Annotated in this window: 14 protein-coding genes; 12 read left to right on the top strand and 2 right to left on the bottom strand. The window is 43.7% G+C overall.

The window, feature by feature from the left end; translation table 11 throughout:
- Window positions 1-76: 76 nt before the first annotated feature.
- Window positions 77-826 carry a 1-acyl-sn-glycerol-3-phosphate acyltransferase gene (locus Q4A91_RS03400; protein WP_303207398.1) on the bottom strand — a complete coding sequence of 250 codons (750 nt, stop codon included), beginning with the start codon at window positions 824-826 and terminating at the stop codon, window positions 77-79.
- 132 nt (window positions 827-958) lie between these two features.
- Between Q4A91_RS03400 and Q4A91_RS03405 the strand changes: the two genes are divergently transcribed.
- From Q4A91_RS03405 to Q4A91_RS03430, 6 genes are all read left to right on the top strand, one after another.
- Complete coding sequence (locus Q4A91_RS03405; protein ID WP_303207400.1) at window positions 959-3,295, top strand: cation-translocating P-type ATPase; 2,337 nt, start codon at window positions 959-961, stop codon at window positions 3,293-3,295.
- Between the two features lie 101 nt (window positions 3,296-3,396).
- Window positions 3,397-4,074, top strand: a complete 678-nt coding sequence (locus Q4A91_RS03410) for a tRNA (adenine(22)-N(1))-methyltransferase TrmK (protein WP_303207402.1) — start codon at window positions 3,397-3,399, stop codon at window positions 4,072-4,074.
- A complete protein-coding gene (locus Q4A91_RS03415; protein WP_303207404.1) occupies window positions 4,061-4,861 on the top strand; it encodes a Nif3-like dinuclear metal center hexameric protein in 801 nt (266 codons plus the stop codon). The genes Q4A91_RS03410 and Q4A91_RS03415 overlap by 14 nt, the downstream gene beginning before the upstream one ends.
- A 12-nt stretch (window positions 4,862-4,873) precedes the next feature.
- On the top strand, window positions 4,874-5,977 hold the full coding sequence (locus Q4A91_RS03420; protein ID WP_303207406.1) for an FAD-binding oxidoreductase: 1,104 nt from the start codon (window positions 4,874-4,876) through the stop codon (window positions 5,975-5,977).
- A gap of 208 nt (window positions 5,978-6,185) precedes the next feature.
- The gene (gene galE, locus Q4A91_RS03425) at window positions 6,186-7,205 is read left to right on the top strand and encodes a UDP-glucose 4-epimerase GalE (protein ID WP_303207408.1); all 1,020 of its coding nucleotides are present in this window, start codon (window positions 6,186-6,188) and stop codon (window positions 7,203-7,205) included.
- 1 nt (window position 7,206) lies between these two features.
- Window positions 7,207-8,172 (top strand): glycosyltransferase family 2 protein, encoded by a 966-nt coding sequence (locus tag Q4A91_RS03430; protein WP_303207410.1) that lies wholly within the window; start codon window positions 7,207-7,209, stop codon window positions 8,170-8,172.
- Window positions 8,173-8,247: 75 nt separating this feature from the next.
- On the opposite strand, the gene Q4A91_RS03435 is transcribed toward Q4A91_RS03430, so the two are convergent.
- On the bottom strand, window positions 8,248-8,451 hold the full coding sequence (locus tag Q4A91_RS03435) for a ferredoxin (RefSeq protein WP_002874767.1): 204 nt from the start codon (window positions 8,449-8,451) through the stop codon (window positions 8,248-8,250).
- A 45-nt stretch (window positions 8,452-8,496) separates the two neighbouring features.
- On the opposite strand from Q4A91_RS03435, the gene Q4A91_RS03440 reads away from it, so the two are divergent.
- From Q4A91_RS03440 to Q4A91_RS03465, 6 genes are all read left to right on the top strand, one after another.
- Window positions 8,497-9,003 carry an SAG1386/EF1546 family surface-associated protein gene (locus tag Q4A91_RS03440; RefSeq protein ID WP_303207411.1) on the top strand — a complete coding sequence of 169 codons (507 nt, stop codon included), beginning with the start codon at window positions 8,497-8,499 and terminating at the stop codon, window positions 9,001-9,003.
- Window positions 9,004-9,012: 9 nt separating this feature from the next.
- On the top strand, window positions 9,013-9,687 hold the full coding sequence (gene cmk / locus Q4A91_RS03445; RefSeq protein ID WP_303207412.1) for a (d)CMP kinase: 675 nt from the start codon (window positions 9,013-9,015) through the stop codon (window positions 9,685-9,687).
- A 118-nt stretch (window positions 9,688-9,805) separates the two neighbouring features.
- Window positions 9,806-10,312, top strand: a complete 507-nt coding sequence (locus tag Q4A91_RS03450) for a dihydrofolate reductase (protein ID WP_303207414.1) — start codon at window positions 9,806-9,808, stop codon at window positions 10,310-10,312.
- 201 nt (window positions 10,313-10,513) lie between these two features.
- The gene (clpX, locus tag Q4A91_RS03455) at window positions 10,514-11,746 is read left to right on the top strand and encodes an ATP-dependent Clp protease ATP-binding subunit ClpX (protein ID WP_303207415.1); all 1,233 of its coding nucleotides are present in this window, start codon (window positions 10,514-10,516) and stop codon (window positions 11,744-11,746) included.
- An 8-nt stretch (window positions 11,747-11,754) separates the two neighbouring features.
- Entirely contained in the window at window positions 11,755-12,342 is a 588-nt protein-coding gene (gene yihA / locus Q4A91_RS03460) for a ribosome biogenesis GTP-binding protein YihA/YsxC (protein ID WP_303207416.1), read from the top strand.
- A 9-nt stretch (window positions 12,343-12,351) separates the two neighbouring features.
- The gene (locus Q4A91_RS03465; RefSeq protein ID WP_049525012.1) at window positions 12,352-12,732 is read left to right on the top strand and encodes a RidA family protein; all 381 of its coding nucleotides are present in this window, start codon (window positions 12,352-12,354) and stop codon (window positions 12,730-12,732) included.
- Window positions 12,733-12,779 lie beyond the last annotated feature (47 nt).

Raw genomic sequence — 12,779 nt, forward strand, 5'->3', positions numbered from 1 at the left:
GCTCCATAATTTCCATAGTGGTTTTTACCCACTACAGATATTATAGAGCCCTTTTGCCAAGGGATAATTGTGTTTTTTAACCAAGAGCCTCTCTCTTCTTTTCTGGATTCCAGATAAAGCTTGCAATGAAGGTAAAGATAATTGTTAGGATACCAACAATCACAGCAAGGATGAGGGCTGGGATGCGGACAAACCACCAGAGTGGGTTTGGTTTTTTATCATTGTGCCATTGCTTGGTTTCTTCGTCTAAACGTTGGAATTCAGCTTGGATGCGGTCTGCAACCATTTCGATTCCTTTATCATTCATTTTCTTGATATCTGAGATATCGATTGGATTTCCAAAGTTCATATCGACACGTTCACGGCTAACCAAGCCTTTCAAGGTCATAGGACCTGTGTAGGTAACCGGCATGATACGGACTTTGGCCATCTTAGCAATCAAAGCTACTCCACCCTTGACATCATTTGAGTGACGGCTCCCGCTTGGGAACATGATGAGAGAGCGGTCGCTTTTTTTGAGGACATTGATAGGGTACTTGATGGCAGAGGCACTAGGTTTTTCCCGGTCGATAGGAAAGGCGCCGCACATACGGATCCACCAGCCAAAGATACGGTTGTTAAACAGCTCTTTTTTGGCCATAAAGATGAACTGTTTTGGCTTGGTCGCAAAGGCCATGTAAACAGGATCCCACCAGGTACGGTGAGGTGCGACGAGGATATAGTTTTCGTCTCGGCTAGGGATTTTATTAGTATTGTGATAGTGGGCATTGCCATTGATGGACCACAAGATCAGCATGACTAGTCCACGCAAATAAGTATAAAACATGAGATCTCCTTCGATTGTATTGCTTTTATTATTATACCTTATCAAAAGACTACTGGCAAACTTTTTCAGTTATCAGCCAACAGTTTTAGATGGGATTAGAATTCTTTTAAAAAAAATGATATGATAGAATTTATGGATAAAAATAAGATTATGGGATTAACCCAAAGAGAAGTCAAGGAAAGACAGGCTCAAGGTTTGGTCAATGACTTTACCGCTTCAGCCAGTACCAGTACTTGGCAAATCATAAAACGAAATGTTTTTACACTTTTTAACGCATTAAACTTTGTTATTGCCCTAGCGCTTGCCTTTGTACAGGCTTGGAGCAATCTGGTTTTCTTTGCCGTTATCTGCTTTAACGCTTTTTCTGGGATTGTGACTGAGCTACGGGCCAAACATATGGTGGACAAGCTCAATCTCATGACCAAGGAAAAGGTCAAAACCATCCGTGAAGGTCAAGAAGTCGCTCTCGATCCAGAAGAGTTGGTTCTAGAAGATGTCATTCGTTTGTCTGCTGGGGAGCAGATTCCTAGTGATGCTCTGGTTCTGGAAGGATTTGCGGAAGTAAATGAAGCTATGTTGACGGGTGAGAGTGATTTGGTGCAAAAAGAAGTGGATGCCTTGCTTTTATCAGGGAGTTTCCTAGCCAGTGGCGCAGTTTTGGCTCAAGTTCACCATGTCGGGGCAGACAACTATGCTTCCAAACTCATGCTGGAAGCTAAGACAGTGAAACCGATCAACTCCCGTATCATGAAATCGCTAGACAAGCTAGCTGGTTTTACTGGGAAGATTATTATTCCCTTTGGTCTAGCTCTCCTGCTAGAAGCCTTGATGTTAAAAGGTTTGCCCCTCAAGTCATCCGTTGTAAATTCATCGACAGCCCTTTTGGGTATGTTGCCCAAGGGAATCGCCCTTTTGACCATCACTTCGCTTTTGACTGCGGTGATCAAGCTGGGCTTGAAAAAGGTTTTAGTGCAGGAGATGTACTCTGTCGAGACCTTGGCGCGCGTGGATATGCTCTGTCTGGACAAGACGGGGACCATCACCCAAGGAAAGATGCAGGTGGAGGCGGTTCTTCCTCTGACGGAAACTTATGGTGAAGAGGCTATTACTAACATTCTGACTAGTTACATCGCTCATAGTGAGGATAAAAATCCAACAGCCCAAGCCATTCGTCAGCGTTTCCAAGGACAGGTCGTCTACCCTATGCTTTCGAATCTTCCTTTCTCAAGCGACCGCAAGTGGGGGGCTATGGAATTGGAAGGGCTAGGAACAGTTTTCTTAGGTGCGCCTGAGATGTTGTTGGACTCTGAAGTCCCTGAAGCCAGAGAGGCCCTAGAGAGAGGGTCACGTGTCTTGGTCTTAGCCCTCAGTCAGGAAAAACTAGACTATCACAAACCACAGAAACCATCTGATATTCAGGCCCTGGCCTTGCTGGAGATCTTGGACCCGATTCGAGAAGGAGCAGCTGAGACGCTGGACTATCTCCGTTCCCAGGAAGTGGGCCTCAAGATTATTTCTGGCGACAATCCCGTTACAGTATCCAGCATTGCCCAGAAGGCTGGCTTTGTAGACTATCACAGCTATGTAGATTGCTCAAAAATCACAGATGAGGAATTGATTGCTATGGCTGAGGAAACAGCTATTTTCGGACGTGTTTCCCCTCATCAAAAGAAACTCATCATCCAAACTCTGAAAAAAGCAGGGCATACAACAGCTATGACAGGGGACGGTGTCAATGATATCCTGGCCCTCCGTGAGGCAGATTGTTCGATCGTGATGGCTGAGGGAGATCCGGCGACTCGCCAGATCGCCAATCTAGTTCTCTTGAACTCAGACTTTAATGATGTTCCTGAGATTCTCTTTGAAGGTCGTCGCGTGGTTAATAACATTGCCCATATCGCACCGATTTTCTTGATAAAGACCATCTATTCCTTCCTGCTTGCAGTCATCTGTATTGCCAGTGTTTTACTAGGACGGTCTGAGTGGATTTTGATTTTCCCTTTCATTCCGATCCAGATTACCGTGATTGACCAATTCGTGGAAGGTTTCCCACCATTCGTTCTGACTTTTGAGCGGAATATCAAACCTGTTGAACCAAACTTCCTCAGAAGATCCATGCTTCGTGCCCTACCAAGTGCCCTCATGGTCGTGTTCAGCGTTCTTTTTATGAAACTATTTGGAGCGAGTCAAGGCTGGTCTGAGTTAGGAATCTCAACCCTACTCTATTATCTCCTTGGATCTATCGGTTTCTTATCCGTATTTAGAGCCTGCATGCCATTCACCCTCTGGCGTGTCCTCTTGATTGTTTGGTCAGTAGGTGGTTTCCTGGCTACGGCTCTTTTCCCGAGAATTCAGAAACTGCTTGAAATTTCGACACTTACAGGACAAACATTCCCTGTTTACCTTGTTATGATGGCTGTCTTTACGGTGATATTTATCTTAACCAGTCGTTATCAAGCTAGAAAATAAAGAAAGGCTGCAATCTGTGGATTGCGGTCTTTTTAGGTGCAAGATTGCTAGCTGAAATATGGTATAATAAGAGGTAATAGAGTTTTGGAAAGTGAGAGAAGATGATTTCAAAGAGATTAGAATTGGTGGCGTCCTTTGTACCGCAAGGTGCCATTTTACTAGATGTGGGGAGTGACCATGCTTATCTGCCTATTGAGTTAGTCGAGAGAGGCCAAATCAAAAGCGCCATTGCAGGGGAAGTGGTGGAAGGTCCTTATCAGTCTGCGGTTAAAAATGTTGAGGCTCACGGTCTAAAGGAGAAAATCCAAGTCCGTTTAGCCAATGGCTTGGCAGCATTTGAGGAGGTAGACCAAGTCTCGGTTATCACCATTGCTGGTATGGGAGGCCGTTTGATTGCTACCATATTGGAAGAAGGTTTGGAAAAGCTAGCTAATGTAGAGCGTTTAATCCTCCAGCCCAATAATCGTGAAGATGACTTGCGCATCTGGCTACAAGATCACGGTTTTCAGATCGTAGCAGAAAGCATCCTAGAAGAAGCAGGCAAGTTTTATGAAATTCTAGTGGTGGAAGCAGGACAAATGAAGCTATCAGCCAGTGATGTCCGTTTTGGACCTATCTTGTCCAAAGAAGTCAGCCCAGCCTTTGTCCAAAAATGGCAAAAAGAAGCTGCTAAGTTAGAATTATCCCTTGATCAAATTCCAGAAAAAAATATGGAAGAACGTCAAGTTTTAGTAGATAAAATTCAAGCCATCAAGGAGGTGCTCCATGCTAGCAAGTGAAGTCATTAAACGCTATGAAGCCTTTTACCCTCAAGAATTTTCCATGGAGGGAGACAGTCGTGGCCTGCAAATCGGTACTTTGGACAAGGATATCCAAAGTGTCATGGTGGCTCTCGATATTCGTGAAGAAACGGTGGCTGAAGCCATTGAAAAGGGTGTAGACTTGATTATTGTCAAGCACGCGCCGATTTTCCGTCCGATCAAGGACTTGGTAGCTAGCCGTCCGCAAAATCAGATTTACATCGACCTCATCAAGCATGACATCGCAGTTTATGTCAGCCATACCAATATTGACATCGTTGATAACGGGTTAAATGACTGGTTCTGCCAGATGCTAGGTATTGAGGACACGACCTATCTGCAGGAAACAGGCCCAGGACGTGGAATTGGACGTATTGGGAATGTTCAGCCTCAGACATTTGGGGAATTGGCCCAACATGTCAAGCAAGTCTTTGGTCTAGATAGTCTTCGATTGGTGCATTATCAAGAGAATGACTTGCAGAAGTCTATTTCAAGAGTGGCCATCTGTGGTGGCAGCGGGCAATCTTTTTATAAGGATGCTTTAGCTAAGGGAGCAGATGTTTATATCACTGGTGACATTTACTACCACACAGCTCAGGATATGTTGTCTGATGGATTGCTGGCATTGGATCCAGGACATTATATCGAAGTGCTTTTTGTGGAAAAAATCGCAGCACTTCTTACTCAATGGAAGGCAGAAAAGGATTGGACCATTGATATCATACCTAGCCAAGCATCGACCAATCCTTTCCACATATCTAGTTAGGAAGAGAAGACAATGAAAAAAGTTGCCATTATTGGAGCAGGGATTGTAGGGGCAACTGCTGCCTACTACCTCTCGAAAGAAAGTGACCTAGAGGTGACCGTTTTTGACCATGGACAAGGTCAGGCTACCAAGGCAGCAGCGGGAATTATCAGTCCTTGGTTTTCAAAACGTCGTAATAAGGCCTGGTACAAGATGGCGCGCTTGGGGGCTGACTTTTATGTGGATTTGTTGGCTGATTTAGAAAAATCTGGTCAGGAAATCGACTTTTACCAGCGTTCGGGAGTTTTTCTCTTGAAAAAGGACGAATCCAAGTTAGAAGAACTCTATGAACTAGCACTCCAGCGTAGGGAAGAATCTCCCTTGATAGGTCAGTTAGCCATTTTAGACCAAGCATCTGCAAATGAATTATTTCCTGGCTTGCAGGGATTTGACCGCCTGCTCTATGCTTCTGGTGGAGCGAGAGTAGATGGCCACCTCTTAGTGACTCGTTTGCTAGAAGCCAGTCAAGTCAAGCTGGTCAAAGAAAAAGTGAGTCTGACATCTTTAGCATCCGGCTATCAGATTGGCGAAGAGGTGTTTGAACGGGTTGTTTTAGCGACGGGAGCTTGGTTGGGGGACATTTTGGAGCCTTTAGGATATGAGGTAGATGTTCGCCCCCAAAAAGGACAACTCCGAGATTATCAACTTACCCAAGATATGGAATCCTATCCTGTTGTCATGCCAGAGGGGGAGTGGGATTTGATTCCTTTTGCAGGTGGGAAATTGTCCTTGGGAGCTACCCATGAAAATGATATGGGATTTGACTTGACGGTGGATGAACCCTTGCTTCAACAAATGGAGGAAGCAGCCTTGACATACTACCCAGCCTTGGCAGAAGCGAAATCATCTGGTGAGCGTGTGGGAATCCGTGCCTACACCAGTGATTTCTCCCCATTTTTTGGACAAGTGCCAGGATTGGCAGGTGTCTATGCGGCTAGTGGTCTAGGTTCGTCAGGTCTCACAACGGGGCCGATCATCGGTTACCATCTAGCCCAGCTGGTCCAAGACAAGGAGTTGACCTTGGACCCAGTAAACTATCCAATTGCAAACTATGTCAAACGAGTAAAAAGCGAATAATACTCAATGAAAATCAAAGAACAAACTAGGAAGCTAGCCGAAGGCTGTACTTGAGTACGGTAAGGCGACGCTGACGTGGTTTGAATTTGATTTTCGAAGAGTATAAGCATTTTACTAAAATTTTAGCAGGTGGTTTAGGATGTCAAATGACATTCCCTATCAAAAATGATAAAATAAGAAAAAATAATCCGAGAATCGAGGAAGAAAGATGCAAGAAAAGATTTTGGTAACTGGTGGTGCTGGATTTATCGGAACCCACACTGTTATTGAGTTGATCCAAGCAGGTCATCAAGTCGTTGTGGTGGATAATCTTGTCAATAGCAATCGTAAAAGTTTAGAAGTTGTTGAAAGAATTACAGGAGTCGAGATTCCTTTTTATGAGGCAGATATCCGTGACACAGATACACTCAGAGATATTTTCAAGCAGGAAGAACCGACCGGTGTGATTCACTTTGCGGGTTTGAAGGCTGTTGGCGAATCAACCCGTATCCCTCTTGCCTACTATGACAACAATATCGCAGGAACTGTCAGCCTTCTAAAAGCCATGGAAGAAAATAACTGTAAGAACATCATCTTCAGTTCTTCGGCGACAGTTTACGGAGATCCTCACACTGTTCCAATCTTAGAAGATTTCCCACTTTCAGTGACCAATCCATACGGCCGTACTAAGCTCATGTTAGAGGAAATTTTGACGGATATCTACAAGGCAGACTCAGAATGGAATGTGGTCTTGCTGCGTTACTTCAACCCAATCGGAGCACATGAGAGCGGTGACTTGGGAGAAAATCCTAACGGAATTCCAAACAATCTCTTGCCTTATGTTTCACAAGTAGCAGTTGGCAAACTAGAGCAAGTGCAAGTATTTGGAGATGATTACGATACGGAAGATGGAACTGGTGTTCGTGACTACATCCATGTTGTCGATTTAGCTAAAGGTCACGTTGCAGCTTTGAAAAAACTTCAAAAAGATTCAGGTCTTAATGTTTATAACCTTGGAACTGGTAAAGGTTACTCCGTTCTTGAAATTATCCAAAATATGGAAAAAGCAGTGGGACGTCCTATTCCTTACCGCATCGTAGAACGCCGCCCAGGTGATATAGCTGCCTGCTACTCAGACCCAGCAAAAGCCAAAGCAGAGCTCGGATGGGAAGCAGAACTCGACATTACTCAAATGTGTGAAGACGCATGGCGTTGGCAAAGCAAGCATCCAAATGGATTTGAAGACTAAGATGATGATTTCAATCATTGTCCCATGTCTAAACGAAGAGGAAGTACTTCCTCTTTTTTATCAGTCTGTGGAAGCTCTGCTTCCTGACTTGGGAGGAGAGGTCGAATATGTCTTTGTAGACGATGGCTCAAGTGATGGGACCTTAGAGCTTTTGAAGACCTATCGGGAGCAAAATCCTGCGGTCCGTTATGTCTCATTCTCACGAAATTTTGGGAAAGAGGCAGCCTTATACGCAGGCTTGCAGCATGCAACTGGAGACTTGGTGGTCGTGATGGATGCAGACCTTCAGGATCCTCCTAGTATGCTACTTGAGATGAAAGGCTTATTAGACCAAAATGCAGACATAGACTGTGTTGGGACACGGAGAACTAGTCGGGAGGGAGAACCCTTTTTCCGCAGTTTCTGTGCTGACCTCTTTTACCGCCTCATGCAAAGAATCAGCCCAGTAGCCTTGCCCTCAGGTGTCCGTGATTTTCGCATGATGAGACGGTCTGTGGTAGATGCTATTTTGACCCTGACCGAGTCCAATCGTTTTTCTAAAGGACTCTTTGCCTGGGTGGGTTTTAAAACGCACTATCTTGATTATCCAAACGTTGAACGACAGGCTGGCAAGACCAGTTGGAGTTTTAGACAACTCTTTTTCTACTCGATTGAAGGGATTCTTAACTTTTCAGATTTCCCCTTGAGTATAGCCTTTGTAGCGGGACTCCTATCTTGTTTTCTTTCGTTTGTGATGACTATTTTTGTAGTGTTTCGGACTCTTATCTTGGGAAATCCGACATCTGGTTGGACCTCTTTGATGGCTGTCATCCTCTTTCTTGGAGGGATTCAACTCCTGACGATTGGGATTCTCGGTAAGTATATCAGCAAGATTTATCTAGAGACCAAAAAAAGACCACTCTATCTCGTCAAAGAAAAAAGTGACCTTTCTATTATTGAAGGAAAAAATAACCAAAAAAGACTATAATTTTACCTAGAAATATGCTAAACTAGTAAGTGTGGGAAAAATGAGAAAAAATCAATTATATTTATTCCCTGCATACTACGAAGGATCTTTTAGAAGTGCTCTTGTAGGACAATTTTTGATGGCCTCCAGAACATCGCTGGTCTCAGCGATTTCTCTTTGCAATTCGACTGGATCATCGTAAAATCGAACGATTCCATTATCATGGTAATCAAAGAGTTCAGAATAGGTTTGGCAAAGCCCGCAGGCGATGCACCGTTCGGGTATAAGTGTGACTTTCATATTTATATTGTAATAAGAAAATGTAAAAAAAACAAGGAGTAAGGTATGGAAAAAGAACCGTGGCAAGAAGATATCTACGAAAACAATGAGGAAAAAACAAGATCAGAGCGTCGACACCGGAAACAAAAAGGGAAAGGCGTTGTTGCGAATCGTGTCTTGACGGTTCTAGCTAGCCTCTTCTTTGTAATCGTAGTAGCGATGGTAGTTGTATTGATTTACCTATCAACCGGTGGAAGCAATCGTACTTCATCTTTGAAGGATTTCTATGATGCATCGTCTCCTTCTACAAGTGCAAGTTCTAAAGTGGAAGCATCATCATCTTCAAGTAGCAAGGTAGAGGAAACAGCTTCTTCTGAATCAACACCTTCAGAGAGCAGTTCGGAAGAGCATACAGAAGGTGAAGGAACACTTACAGTACAGCCTGGAGAGGGAGAAGCAGCTCTTGCTCAACGTGCAGGGATTTCCATTGCCCAGCTAGAAGCCCTAAATCCTTCTCACATGTCATCTGGATCTTGGTTTGCCAACCCAGGTGATGTGATTAAGACAAGATAGGAGTCGGTCATGAAGACAATTCAAATTGCTATCGATGGTCCAGCTTCGAGTGGCAAGAGTACGGTCGCAAAGATTGTCGCTAAGGATTTTGGATACACTTATCTCGATACGGGTGCTATGTACCGTGCTGCGACTTATATAGCGCTCAAACACCAGTTGGATGCAGGAAATGTAGACCAACTTCTCGAGCTTCTTAACCAACACCCCATTAGTTTTGGTCGTTCAGAAACAGGTGAGCAACTTGTTTTTGTAGGAGATGTTGATATTACGCATCCGATTCGTGAAAATGAAGTGACCAACAAGGTTTCAAGCATTGCTGCCATTCCTGAAGTGCGTGAGAAACTGGTTTCGCTCCAGCAAGAGATTGCTCAGCAAGGTGGTATCGTCATGGATGGGCGTGATATCGGGACAGTTGTTTTACCACAAGCTGAACTCAAGATTTTCCTAGTGGCTTCTGTTGAAGAAAGAGCAGAGCGTCGTTACAAGGAAAATATTGCTAAAGGGATTGAGACAGACCCTGAAACGCTGAAAGAAGAGATTGCGGCGCGTGACTACAAGGATAGTCATCGTGAAACCTCACCTCTCAAACAGGCTGAGGATGCAGTTTACCTTGACACAACTGGACTAAGTATCCAAGAAGTGGTCGAAAAAATCGAATCAGAAGCAAAAAAATATATGTCCTAGGGACGAGAGGAGCAGGCTAAATGAAGCCTGCTCCTTTTCTCTCTTTTGCGCGCGTTTCAAAACAGTCTTTTTGGGAGAATTTTGATAAAATAGTAGTATCAATAAAAAGGACGGAAGCATGACAAAGAAAATCATAGCCATTTGGGCCCAAGATGAAAAAGGTGTGATTGGGAAGGAAGATCGTCTCCCTTGGCATTTGCCAGCAGAGTTGCAACATTTTAAGGAAACAACTTTAAATCATGCTATACTGATGGGACGAGTGACCTTTGATGGTATGGGACGTCGTCTGCTTCCAAAACGGCAAACCCTGATTTTAACGCGCAATAGCGAAGAAGTCATAGATGGGGCGCTCGTATTTCAAGATGTGGAGTCTGTTTTAGCGTGGTATCAGAGGCAGGAAAAAAATCTCTATATCATTGGCGGAAAGCAGATTTTTCAGGCTTTTGAGCCTTATTTAGATGAAATTATCGTGACGCAGATTCATGCTCAGGTGGAGGGAGATACCTATTTTCCTGAGGAGTTTGACTTGTCTCGTTTTGAGACAGTAGCAAGCAAATCTTACACCCGAGATGAGAAAAACGACTATGATTTTACCATCGAATACCGAGATAGAAAGGAAGTCTAATGGAGCGCAGTATATTTGGATTTTTTACAGCTTTTTTGTGTGTGATCTGTATTTTGACTGGAGCACAGGCTTTTCGTAAGAAGCGCTATGGACTGTCTGCCTTACTCTGGTTGAATGCTTTTACCAATCTGGTAAACAGTATTCATGCTTTTTACATGAACTTATTTTAGATAGAATGATAAATTAGAATGGAAGGAAATCATGCCTACAAATAGGAAAAATGATATGATGGTTTATTGCTCATTTTGTGGCAAAAGCCAAGAAGAAGTAAAGAAAATAATTGCTGGGAACAACGCCTTTATCTGTAATGAATGTGTTGAGTTGGCTCAGGAAATCATTCGGGAGGAGTTGGCCGAGGAAGTTTTGGCAGACTTGTCTGAAGTACCAAAGCCAATCGAACTCCTCAATATCTTGAACCATTATGTGATTGGTCAAGATCGTGCCAAACGTGCCTTGACAGTGGCTGTATACAATCACTATAAACGCATCAATTTTCACGATACGCGTGAAGAGTCAGAAGATGTGGATTTGCAGAAGTCAAACATTTTGATGATTGGTCCAACCGGTTCAGGAAAAACTTTCTTGGCTCAGACTTTGGCTAAGAGCTTGAATGTGCCTTTTGCTATTGCAGATGCGACAGCTCTGACTGAGGCTGGGTATGTAGGTGAGGATGTGGAAAATATCCTCCTCAAACTCTTGCAGGCTGCTGACTTTAATATCGAACGTGCAGAACGTGGGATTATCTACGTAGATGAAATTGATAAAATTGCCAAGAAGAGCGAGAATGTGTCTATCACACGTGACGTTTCGGGCGAAGGGGTACAACAAGCTCTTCTCAAGATTATCGAGGGAACTGTAGCCAGCGTACCGCCTCAAGGTGGACGCAAACATCCACAACAAGAGATGATTCAGGTGGATACTAAAAATATCCTCTTTATCGTGGGTGGTGCTTTTGATGGCATCGAAGAAATCGTTAAACAACGTCTGGGAGAAAAAGTCATCGGTTTTGGCCAAAATAACAAGGCGATTGACGAAAACAGCTCCTACATGCAAGAAATCATCGCAGAAGACATTCAAAAATTCGGGATTATCCCTGAGTTGATTGGACGCTTGCCTGTATTTGCTGCTCTTGAGCAATTGACGGTTGATGACTTAGTTCGCATCCTGAAAGAGCCAAGAAATGCCTTGGTCAAACAATACCAAACCTTGCTTTCTTATGATGACGTTGAGTTGGAATTTGACGATGAAGCCCTTCAGGAAATCGCCAATAAGGCTATCGAACGCAAAACTGGTGCGCGTGGTCTTCGCTCAATCATCGAAGAAACCATGCTAGATGTTATGTTTGAAGTGCCAAGTCAAGAAAATGTGAAATTGGTCCGCATCACAAAAGAAGCTGTGGCTGGAACGGAAAAACCAATCCTAGAAACAGCCTAGAGGTGATTATGGAAATCAATACACATAATGCTGAAATTTTGCTCAGTGCGGCAAATAAGTCCCACTATCCGCAGGATGACCTGCCAGAGATTGCCCTTGCAGGGCGTTCAAATGTTGGCAAGTCTAGCTTTATCAACACCATGTTGAACCGCAAAAATCTTGCTCGTACATCAGGAAAACCTGGGAAAACCCAGTTACTCAACTTTTTCAACATTGATGACAAGATGCGTTTTGTGGATGTACCAGGTTATGGCTATTCCCGCGTTTCCAAAAAGGAACGTGAAAAATGGGGGCGCATGATTGAGGAGTATTTGACCACTCGGGAAAATCTCCGTGCCGTGGTCAGTCTGGTGGATCTCCGTCACGACCCGTCAGCAGATGATGTACAGATGTATGAATTTCTCAAGTATTATGAGATTCCGGTTATCATCGTTGCGACCAAGGCAGACAAGATTCCTCGTGGTAAGTGGAACAAGCACGAATCAGCAATCAAAAAGAAATTAAACTTTGACCCAAGTGACGACTTCATCCTCTTTTCATCTGTCAGCAAGGCAGGGATGGATCAGACTTGGGATGCAATATTAGAAAAATTGTGAGGGAAAGAAATGGCAAAAACAATTCATACAGACAAAGCTCCAAAAGCTATCGGACCATATGTTCAAGGAAAAATCGTTGGCAATCTTTTGTTTGCTAGCGGTCAAGTTCCCCTATCTCCTGAAACTGGAGAAATTGTAGGAGAAACGATCCAAGAACAGACAGAACAAGTCTTGAAAAATATCGGTGCTATTTTGGCTGAAGCAGGAACAGACTTTGACCATATTGTCAAAACAACTTGCTTCTTGAGTGATATGAATGACTTTGTTCCTTTTAACGAGGTTTACCAGACTGCCTTTAAAGAGGAATTTCCAGCTCGTTCAGCTGTGGAAGTTGCACGTCTTCCTCGTGATGTAAAAGTCGAAATTGAAGTGATCGCAGAGATTGGATAAGCTAGTTGAAGTTTGGCTCTGCCAAACTTTTTTTGATATAAGGAGAG

It is taken from the genome of Streptococcus sp., from assembly GCF_030528045.1.
GTDB lineage: Bacteria > Bacillota > Bacilli > Lactobacillales > Streptococcaceae > Streptococcus.